Origin of the sequence: Pseudomonas sp. JV449 (assembly GCF_032424295.1) — a bacterium.
Classification (GTDB): domain Bacteria; phylum Pseudomonadota; class Gammaproteobacteria; order Pseudomonadales; family Pseudomonadaceae; genus Aquipseudomonas; species Aquipseudomonas marginalis.
The window spans coordinates 114,263-124,071 of the sequence record NZ_VYKD01000031.1; the positions used below are offsets into that span (position 1 = coordinate 114,263).

7 protein-coding genes are annotated in these 9,809 nt (G+C 52.6%); 3 read left to right on the plus strand and 4 right to left on the minus strand.

Annotated features, from left to right (window positions below; genetic code table 11):
* Window positions 1–16 precede the first annotated feature (16 nt).
* From tnpC to F6S08_RS27235, 4 genes are all read right to left on the minus strand, one after another.
* Entirely contained in the window at window positions 17–1,546 is a 1,530-nt protein-coding gene (gene tnpC, locus F6S08_RS27220) for an IS66 family transposase (protein WP_042944682.1), read from the minus strand.
* A gap of 81 nt (window positions 1,547–1,627) precedes the next feature.
* Window positions 1,628–1,963, minus strand: a complete 336-nt coding sequence (tnpB, locus tag F6S08_RS27225) for an IS66 family insertion sequence element accessory protein TnpB (protein WP_003177794.1) — start codon at window positions 1,961–1,963, stop codon at window positions 1,628–1,630.
* On the minus strand, window positions 1,960–2,292 hold the full coding sequence (gene tnpA / locus F6S08_RS27230) for an IS66-like element accessory protein TnpA (RefSeq protein WP_003173944.1): 333 nt from the start codon (window positions 2,290–2,292) through the stop codon (window positions 1,960–1,962). Before tnpA ends, tnpB begins: the two co-directional genes overlap by 4 nt.
* 282 nt (window positions 2,293–2,574) lie before the next feature.
* The gene (locus F6S08_RS27235; RefSeq protein WP_315872580.1) at window positions 2,575–3,204 is read right to left on the minus strand and encodes a hypothetical protein; all 630 of its coding nucleotides are present in this window, start codon (window positions 3,202–3,204) and stop codon (window positions 2,575–2,577) included.
* A 379-nt stretch (window positions 3,205–3,583) separates the two neighbouring features.
* Between F6S08_RS27235 and F6S08_RS27240 the strand changes: the two genes are divergently transcribed.
* The 3 genes from F6S08_RS27240 (at window position 3,584) to F6S08_RS27250 (ending at window position 9,796) form a co-directional block, all read left to right on the plus strand.
* Complete coding sequence (locus tag F6S08_RS27240) at window positions 3,584–5,344, plus strand: hypothetical protein (protein WP_315872581.1); 1,761 nt, start codon at window positions 3,584–3,586, stop codon at window positions 5,342–5,344.
* Window positions 5,337–8,438 (plus strand): AAA family ATPase, encoded by a 3,102-nt coding sequence (locus tag F6S08_RS27245; RefSeq protein ID WP_315872582.1) that lies wholly within the window; start codon window positions 5,337–5,339, stop codon window positions 8,436–8,438. Before F6S08_RS27240 ends, F6S08_RS27245 begins: the two co-directional genes overlap by 8 nt.
* A 569-nt stretch (window positions 8,439–9,007) precedes the next feature.
* A complete protein-coding gene (locus tag F6S08_RS27250; protein ID WP_315872583.1) occupies window positions 9,008–9,796 on the plus strand; it encodes a hypothetical protein in 789 nt (262 codons plus the stop codon).
* Window positions 9,797–9,809 lie beyond the last annotated feature (13 nt).

Consider the following 9,809-nt stretch of genomic DNA (forward strand, 5'->3'; position numbering starts at 1 on the left):
TGTAGCTCATAGCGTGTTAGGAGCCCTGTGCCCATTGATGCGGTAGTAATTGGTCAATTGCACTGGCCCTCTGTGTCGGCAACCGCGTCAGTACATCCTTGAGATACGCGAACGGATCATGCCCATTCATGCGTGCCGATTGAATCAAGCTCATAATTGCCGCCGCTCGTTTACCGCTGCGCAGTGATCCGGCGAAGAGCCAATTCGAACGGCCAAGGGCCCAAGGCCGGATCGTATTTTCGACCCGATTGTTGTCGATGGGCACAGCACCATCATTGAGGTAGCGCGTCAGCGCTACCCAGCGTTTCAGGCTGTAATCCAGAGCCTTGGCTGTGGCCGAGCCCTCGGGCACAAGTTCGCGCTGAGCCAGCATCCACTCATGCAACTTCTCCGCGATAGGAATCGCCATTTCTTGACGTAATCGCCAGCGATCTTCATCGCTCATCTCTTTGGCCTTTCGTTCAACCTCGTATAGGCCGCCGATTGAGTGCAGCGCCTGTTCGGCCAGTTGGCTTTTGTTCGCCACATGCAGGTCGAAGAACTTGCGGCGAGCATGGGCCATGCAGCCGATTTCGGTGATGCCCCCTTCGAAGCCGGCCTTGTAGCCTGCGAAGCCATCGCAGACCAGCTTGCCGTTCCAAGTGCCCAGGAAGTTGCGCGCATGTTCGCCAGCACGGCTCGGGCTGAAGTCGTAGACTACCGCCTTCAGTGCCGAGAATGGTGTCGTGCAGTAGGCCCAGACATACGCTCGGTGCGTTTTCTTTTCACCCGGTGCCAGCATCTGCACGGGTGTTTCATCGGCATGGACGACTCGCTGGGCCAGCACTGCCTCGCGCAGTGCTTCCACGAGCGGTTGCAGTTGTACGCCGGTTTGACCCACCCACTGCGCCAGTGTCGAACGGGCGATGGGCAGCCCGGCGCGGCCGAAGATTTTCTCTTGGCGATACAGCGGCAGATGGTCGGCGAACTTGGCCACCATGATGTGGGCCAGCAGGCCTGCGGTCGGGACGCCTTTGTCGATGACGTGCGCCGGTACCGGCGCCTGGATTAGCGTTTCACACTGCTCGCAGGCCCACTTTCCACGGATGTGACGCTCGACGGTGAATACGCCGGGCGTGTAGTCGAGCTTTTCGCTGGCGTCTTCGCCGATGCGCTTGAGGGCGCAGCCGCACTGGCAGTGGCTGTTGTCCGGTTCGTGATGGATCAGTGTGCGAGGAAACTGCGGTGGCAGCGGTGCGCGCTTGGGTTGCTGGCGCACTTTGGCTTCGACAGGTGCCGGTTGCAGCGCCTCAAGTTCGGCTTCGATAGCGGCGATATCCGTATCGATCAAGTCGTCGAGCAGGCTGGCTTGATCCGGGCTCAACTGCTCGCTGCGCTTGGCAAACTTGAAGCGTTTGAGCAGCGCGATCTCGTGGGCCAGTTTCTCGTTGACCGACTTGTGATGAGTGATTTGCTTGTCCATTGTCTCGACGCGCTGGATCAACTGCGCCGCCAGGGCACGCAGTTGTTCAGGGTTTAATTGATCGAGATTTGGATGCAAAGTCATGCCGCCGATTTTGCCAGAGAGGGCTGATGGCGACGATAGACTGATGGGCCAATTGCGCTGGCAAGCACGCCATGGCAGATGTTAAAGCATCGAGATGATTCCGCCTGCACCGACGCGCTGCCAAGGTAAACCGAGCACCAGGGCCTGAAGTTGCTCGGCATCCAACTCAACTTCGGAGCCGTGTCGCACACCCGGCCAGAAGAAGCGTCCTTGATTCAAACGCCGGGCGGCAAGCCAAATCCCCACGCCGTCATGCACCAGCACTTTCATTCGATTGGCGCGGCGGTTGGCGAACAGATAGGCACAGTGCGGCTTCGCCGCACCGAACACCGCCACGACTCGTGCGAGCGCGGTTTCAGTGCCGGCGCGCATGTCCATGGGCTCGGTGGCGAGCCAGATGGAATCGACGCGGATCATCGCAGCAGGTCTCGTAGGAAAGCAGAACACGCCGCTGCATTTTCTGCTGGCCAACTCACCACGACTACACCTTTTGGATGCGGCACTTCGATTCGGATCGTGGCAGGAAGGGCCTGATGCATCGGCACCGGCGGCGAAGTCTTGACCGGGATGAAGGCAGTTTGCAGTGCCAGGTTTTTCTGCGCATGCACCCGAATCCATTTATGGACGAGGTTTGCATTGAGGTTGTGGGTCAAGGCGACATTGGCAATTGAAGTGTCAGGATGGGCGCACTCAGTAATGACCTGGGCCTTGAAGGACTTGGAATAGGAACGGCGTTCTTGTGGCATGGGCGTCCGCTTAAAAAGGCTAAAAATGGTGTCCACTTAAATTTAGGTGGACACCATCGCCTTAACCGATGGCATCAGGAAGATGTGTTGCTCGGACGGTTACCGCCTACGCGCACGGTAAGCATCTGGTCGACTATCAGATAGCTCATGCCATCTATCTAGCCCTTCAGCCGTGATCTGTTGATGATGGGAGATGCTTAAATGCCCCTTGCCTCAGCACGATGCAAGGGGCTAAAAAGGTGAAAGCTTCTCAGCCAAATAGGACTGAACCTAACGTGTGAGTTAGCGCGGAGACCAGCAGACTTCACCTTCCTGAATCACTCCTGGAGTCCGACCATAGCGATCTACCAGAATAGGAGTCAGCGACGAGTGCAGGATTTCCAATTCGGGAACCATCATTGCCACGTACTCTTCGAAGCTGGGGTGCTTTTTCCAATACCCCGAGTCGATCGCTCTGTGTAGTGATCGGTCAAACCAACCACGTGTGACTATCAGCAGACCTTCGACCCGATCAGCCACCTCTTTACCGTGGTTCACCTCTTCGTACCCGTTTTTTTTCATTAGCTCGCGCTCTACAAAAGTACCTGGTCGGTACTTCAGCTTTTCTTCCGCCTCCATGACGCGCTCGTGAAAATCTCGATGCAGCTTTTGATCTGACTTCAGGTCAGCGGCGAAACGATAATCACAGTAGAGACAGTGGCTAACACTATGAGAACCCTCGGGTGTGTCCACATGCTGATTGATGACCACATCGAACCATCGGCTCAATTCGTGAAAATTTCGAGCACCAAACAGTTCAGCAGCGGCTAAATCCAAACGTTTCGTGTGAGGCAATTCAGGGTTAGTGGCTTTGAATTGCCTGGCGAGATGCTTGACGCGTTGTACGTCAGCGAATGTAAGAGTGCGTTTCATTGCAGCCTCCGAGGCTGGGCCTGTCATCCACTACGAGAACCCAATACAGGGTTTGTTCAGTACGGTCACGGTAGTGCCTTGGCTTTGCGGTGGTGGATGGCAGGCACCTACCGGATGCCTTCTACAAAGACTACGCTAGACAATCTTAATTGTGCAAATCCCAGCAATCACAATTGACAGCACACCGCAGGTGGTGAGCGCATCCCAATCTGATCCAAGCAGAAACCTTCACCCGATCCAATTGGGTCAAGTGATTTAACTGCGCGCCGCATGCGAGAGATTTACGCTGGAGTCCGGCAAATAAATCATTCGCCAGACTGACTCCCAACGCCACCATTTTGCGGCTATTGTTGAGGCTCCTCACGGAAGACAAAAAAGTATGCCGACGCGCGATGTATCGTTAGCCCTCATGGAACACGGTCTTCAAGAGCCCGACCTGGAAATGTTGCGGCCGACGGAGGCCAGCTACACGTGCTTACTGTTGCAACCCTGTGGGCCGATTTTTGCCTCAGAGCAGCGCATTGGTAACTACGATGTGCCCCTCGCCAGGGCCAAGAGCTTATCGATGCTAAGGATGGCGCGTGAAAGAGGCGCGCACCTTGCCGTGACGCCTGAATACTTCATGCCGTGGGCAGCGCTGGAGGAGGCTATAGCAACTGGCATCACGCCAGCTGAAGGGGTCCTCTGGGTTTTGGGCTGCGAAAGCATCACCCAAGAGGCGCTGGTGCAATTCCAACAGAACGTTACAGACCACTGCTTAGTTATTCATGAGCCATGGCAAGGCTTGGAAATCGATCGAAATCTCTTCGATCCTGTAGTTTTGATGTTTCAGGCCACACGACCAGATGGGTCTTCTAGACTGGTCGCGCTTGTTCAATTCAAAACATTCCCTTCCAGAGACGCCCTATTTCTGGAAGAACGATGGTTACGTCGAGGAACTCAGATCTATAGGTTTCGCGGTCGTAGTGGTCGTCTTTCCGCCGCCGTGATCATCTGTTCTGATGCCTTTGCGTTAAGGGATGATTGGCTTGCTGACTTCAATGATCGCTCTACGCTGATTCATATTCAGCTCAATCCCAGTCCGCGTAACGCAGCATACCGAAACTATCGCACCACAACATTCAACACAGACCCGCGCTCGAGTAATTGCCACATCGTCTGCCTAAATTGGGCGCAGTCCATCGTTCAGTACGGTACTCCGGGAACCGCTCCCGAAGCTTGGCGGAACGTCGCTGCATCGACGTGGTACTGCTCCGCGGAGGATTGCTCATCCAATGATGAGGTTGTCATACCGAATCACAATCTGGGCCTCTACTACGCCTACATGACCGAGCGACGCCACGCTCTTGTTTTCCACTATGACGAAGCGGTGTTCGAGCTACGAGTACCGAAAGTGTTAACCATTGGCCAAGCAATCATGGCCAATCGAAACGGCCCAACTGCATTGCAGCGATACGTATGGGCAACTGCAAATCAAGAGTGGGTAGCAGGTGAGACACCTGATGCGGGGTTCGCCGCGCTTGCTGCTGGTAACCCGCCGGCACAATCAGCGCTGCAGCATGTAATTGCCACCCAAAACCCCTTGTCCATTGAGCGTGCATTGGCGTTAAGCGCCGGACAAATCACTGGTCGCCCAAATTGGTGGGCACTGAAGGATATCGACTCTTGCAAAATCGGCCCTGACGAAGTAGTACGCAGATTGACCGTCGCTCAGGACCGTGAAAGCCGAGATTTTCGTCATCAACGACTTAGTACAGCGGCTCAAATTCACCATGAAATACTGAACCGCGTTGAATGGCCTCCGCAGGTGGACGGAGTCGATGCAACGTCTATTTTGCGATGGGACGCGGCAGATCCTAATTTCAATGTGATGACATCAGATAACAAACCCACGCTCATCGCTTACCTAGGTGACTTGCCCCCACCTCACGAATTAGAAACGATCGCAGACAAACTTTATGAGCTGCTTCGCAAGGCCGGTGGCCCCCACCAAAAGCGGTTGTGCATTGCATACCGGGAGTTTGGTGAACTCAAGTTTGCGGGAATTGATGCTCTAACCCGCTTCGATGACCCAGCAGACGACAAGACCGAATTTCTCGCTGTTACTCCGCTCGATCACACGGAACCCTCATATGGTTGATTCAGCCTCGTTACGTCGCACGATCACGGAAAAACTCTCCCGGGTTCAAGACTTGGGCAACGGCATTTTTCGTGGGGAACGCATCTATCAAGGAAAAACCTTCGCCACGGCTTACATCGACCTTTCAGACAGTGTCATCCAGCGGGCAGCGAATCTTGCGAAATTTCAAGAAAGCTTGCTTGGGAGTGAATTCTTCACGGCTGATGGCGACCAGCGCTGGAACAGCTATCTGTACTTTTGGGCAGGCCCTGAATCGCAGATCAACGATCGCTTTTTGGAAGCAAAAGCACGCATCGAGGGGGATCGACATTTTGCGAGAAAGTTTGTGCTTACCGAGGAGGATCTCCTCGGTCGTTTTGATACCCTCTCGACTCAAGAACACAGCGCATTGGTATCCACAGATGCTAGCGTTCAATGGGAAGAAATTTTACGAGCGGCAGCTCTCAGCAGCTTGTTGAAGAAACGCGCGCGAACCCAACAAATCGAACTGATCGGTTCAGGGGAAGCCTTTAGTGCCGATGCAATTCCGGTAACGCGGCCGCTTCCTCAGCCACTCTCTGATCCTCTGAGCGCTGGGTTGATTCGTCGGTTTCAGGTAGGCGAATTTAGATCGGCCATCAGCGGAAAACAGTTTCAGTTTGGCGATGTGAATTTGATATTCGGACAGAACGGTGCGGGCAAAACATCGTTGCTTGAGTCCATCGAAGCCTTGTATTGCGGGCGTATCCGTCGCGATCCTGAAGCCACATTCAAAAATATCGAAGCGGATGTCGTCACTGCATCCGGTGAATTACTCACTGTTAAGAGCACCACATTGCCGGCCACCCTTAAGGCGCGCAATCTCGCCTGGTATGGACGCTCAAATCCAAATACTGGCGCACTCGCCCAGTCATTCACTCGATTCAATTTTTTGGACACCGATGCTGCATTCCGCCTCTCCGGTGAATCGACCCCAGATAAACTAAAACAAGACCTGAGTTTGTTGCTGGTAGGTGGAGAAACATCGGCACTTTGGACCGATCTCTACAAGCTGCATGATGACGCCGTGGCGAAGCGCACGAGTTTCAGCGAACGCATTCCTTCCCTGCTTAAGCAGACCGAACTGCTAGGTAACGAGGTCAAGCGATTACAGGACTCCCCTACTGAATCCTCAACCTTTGCAAAATCATTTCGTGCGAGTTTGCGTGAGCTCGGGGCTATCTGGATTCAAGAAGGTGACAATGAGCCTTTGTCTCCCTCGGACCGAACTCGCCTTGAATCGCTTTTGCGAGGGCTAAACCAAGCTATTAATCTGGCACAAACCTCGCCTGCCACAATTACTCAACTACGCCAGAGCGCGCAGGCTTTGCTCACCGCGCTCGAAAAAATTCGGGAACTGGAAGAGTCAGACCTACACAAGCGCCAGGAGCTCCGCGAGTATGAAGCTCTGATTGAGAGCTACAAGGAAGAACTCGGTGATCTAGAAATATGGTCGATCTACTGCGAGGCCGGTGCACCAGCGCTTGCCAGATCAATTGAGCAGACCAAGCGTGTGGTTTCTGATGCAAGAATCGCCCTCGCGGGAACGTCCTTGGACGACGTCCATGAGCTACCTGTTGAATATGCCGTTCGTGGGCTCTCCGAAGCTCTTCAGGTCGCCACGGACAGCCTCGCTCTCGCTGAGCAGCAGGAGAAATCAGCCTCCGAAAGCCTGTTGCAGCAGGAGCGTCTTGGTCAGTCGTTAATTTCCCTTCGTGCTGATCTACGCGGACTTGTCCAATCCATCATTGATCACACAGGCGATGCACTGCATTGCCCTGTCTGCTCTACCCCCCATTTAGATGGGGAGCTGCTTAATAAAATCGAATTGCTAACCTCTTCTGACAATTCAAGCTTCACCAATGGTCTTCATCAGGCAGCACAGGTTGCTAGAGATCGTGTCCAACGAGAGCGTGAAGTGATAGCTGCGCTCCAGGTATTGCAGCGCTTTCACGATGCAAATGGCGCACAGGATTCGACTACCGTACGCGATTTACATCAAAGCCTGCTTGTGAAACATCATGAGTTCATCGAAGCGAGTATCGAGCTGGAAAGCCTGGAATCAGCCATGCGTTCGCTCGACCAGTATGGGGCCGATCAAGCAGGTTTCTCTGGCGCAGAGGCAGCCGCAATCCAATGGTTGGGGACTAAACAGGATTATTCGAGTCTGGCAGTCATAAATACACGCATCGCAGAGATTCAGGCGAGCACAGAGGAAACGAACGAATCTGCCGTTGATGTGCGCGAAGCTTTGAAGCTTACGAATGCACAGGTGAGCGCAATTGCAGTATCAACAGGACTTTCAGCGGAAAACGCCAAGGAGCTGATTCTTTTGGTCCAACGGCAGTTGGAAAGACACCACGCTTCAACGCTTTTCTTCGAGGATGCCGCCCAATTAATTACTATTGCGGAAAATCAACCACTAGAACCGATTTTGCAGGCTGTCGAGGATGCAATTAATGCATTCGACCGTGCCCTGCATGCGGAAAATATGGAAACAGAAGCGCGCACCGAGCTAAGCGCAAAAACCTTGGAGCTTCAACAGAGCTCTGACCTTCTCAAGGCTGCAACGACCCGGAGGGACAATCTCACAATAGCCATTAACGCACTGGCGGACATCGTTGAAAACCATTCCCTTGAGAAAGCAACGCAGGAAGCTCTTGAGTCGATACGTGGACATGTCAGCGAGATATTCGCCAGGATTCATTCTCCAGCAGAGTACACGCTGGGAGACTTCAATGGAGAGCATCTCCTCATCACACGAGATGGGCATCGTACGCATTCAGCTACGCAGGTTAGTACAGGCCAGCGTGCCGCTTTAGCGCTTTCGATATTTCTAGCGTTGAACCGCAGCGCAGAAACTGCCCCGCCGGTGCTGTTGATCGATGACCCTATTGCGCACATTGATGATTTGAACGCGCTGTCATTCCTGGACTATCTGCGTGATCTTGCCGTTAGTATGCGCAAGCAGGTTTTCTTCGCGACAGCAGATGCTCGGTTGGCCGCCTTGTTTCAGCGAAAATTCGAGTTTCTGGGCAACGAGAGATTCAAAAAAATTGTTCTATCTCGATCATAAAACCTACTTGCGGAATATAATCAGATTGAAAATCGCTCGCTAGCCGTGATAGGCATAAGCCACGACACAAAATTCGCAAATTATGCTGATTAGACCCAGAGGACATTCGCCGTGCGAGGAAAATTATCTAATGATCAGCTCCCCCCAAATTCCTTACCTGCGGGAGGATTTTTTGCACAGCTAGATAAAGTTGAGACAATCCAAGACTATCCTCCCCAACAAGAGTGCGTTCGACTATTCGGAGTCTCATCTAATGATTTCGAGAACGAATCCTTTCTAGACGAGAGAGGATGCCAAACCTATGTGATTGACATTGAAGCAATGGTATTTTGGAAAGCCATTCAATTATCTTTCCGATGGGGAGATAGTTTTATTAAGCATGGAGATTTTCTAAGTGACTTAGGCTGCCTTTGGATTCATGTTGATTTCGAGCCGACAGCGCGCTCAGCGAGCAGCTACGCTTATGAAGCATTCATTGAGTCCGGACCACAATCATTAATATCCGCGCCATCAATGTTTTAAATAAAAAAATTCGTTTACCTCCTCTTGATGAAGCTCAACCCATAGCGATGAACAACCCATGGACAGTTGCATCGCTCAGCACGTTTCATGTGGGACAGGGCATGTGTTCCGTATACACTTATGCGGATCAACAGTTTTTAATAGACGCTGGTGCTGGGAAGCCTGTCACAAGGCAAGACTATCAACGCAATTACCATTCAGGTGGCAGTATTTTTCGAAATGATCTTCGGTCGATCTTAACCCAAAAAAACCTTACAGCAATTATTTCACACCTGGACTCCGATCACTGGCGCTTGCTTGAATGGGATACCGCCATTTGCAATCAAGTGGCAACGATCTTTTTTCCGATAGGTACTTCTTTTCTCGCACATAGGTCTTCCGCAATAGTTAAAAAAGTTAAAGCTCTAGACTCATGCACGGTAAGATTTGATAGCACTAATTATCTAGCATTGGCCAGGACGAAGCCTTCCTATAGTGACCAAAATGGTGAAGGAATTGTTGTGGTTGCTGCTTGCGGTGGGCTAGAAGCGCTTTTGCCAGGTGACTACGTGTATGCTCGGATGCATAGTGATCATGACATGGACTTGCGTGCTCTTGCATCTCAGCAATATTCGGCTGTAGTGGTTCCCCATCATGGAGATTTGGAGAGCGCTCGCAATGTACCATTCCCACATACGTGGGGAATGCTTCATAAGCCAATTGCCTTTTTCTCTGCTGGAACACACGCTCGGTATCGTCATCCTCGCCCTGCGTCATTAGCCGCCCATGCGGCCTTAGGATTTGATGTCGTTCAGAACCCTGCCTGTCCAGACATCATTGAGCAGCGGTTGCTATAGGTACCGTTTTAGT